This is a genomic window from Vibrio sp. 1249-1 (assembly GCF_033340495.1).
On the sequence record NZ_JAWOWJ010000498.1, the window covers coordinates 1 to 719 of the forward strand.

1 pseudogene is annotated in these 719 nt (G+C 38.4%); it reads right to left on the reverse strand.

The features are described from left to right. Positions 1-354: 354 nt before the first annotated feature. Positions 355-719, reverse strand: a pseudogene (locus R7Z50_RS27220) (tRNA epoxyqueuosine(34) reductase QueG); the annotation flags it as partial.

The following is a 719-nucleotide window of genomic DNA, read 5'->3' on the forward strand; positions in this document are numbered from 1 at the left end:
TCCACATATAACGTTCTGTGGATAAGTTGGTTGATAAAGTGTTTTTAGCTTGAGGATTTTGATGGGTAAAGAAAGATCTTTTCTTTTTTAGGAAGTCTTGGTTGCTGGTGATTTGGTCTTAACTTGTTGTTATTTAAGGTTAAATGTATTATTTCATCGGATCGAATACGTTAAAATACGATCATAACCTTGTCTTTTTTTGATCCTAGTCATTTACTCAGGTTGTGTTTAACTTTTTTTTGCAACCCATTTTTAATCAAATCTAGAATTTTTTTCCACATTACAGAATTGAGAACAGGGTCATGTATTGAGCATGCAAAAAGTGTTTTCAATCTCTTGCATATAGGCTACGCACTAGGCATCCCTAGGTAAGCCTTTCTCAACAATTCTAATTAAACGCTTTTTCTTCGTCTCAATCGGTTCTGCATCTACAGAAGGGATATGGTTGAGCTGCTGGGTAAGTGCCCATTCGATGTGCTCATCCAGTAATTTACTTTCACCAAGTCGCGCATTAAGTGCGTCTATCACCCGTTGGCTGTATTCTGCATTACCAAGTGCGACAGATATATTACGTAGCCATTGTTCGTGACCGATACGACGGATAGCAGAACCTTCCATATTTTTTAAGAACGTTGCCTCGTCCCATTGGAATAATTCAACTAAGTCTGGGTTGTGAAAGCTTTCCCGGCGATGGAAATCTTCTTGTTCGGTAACGTCTG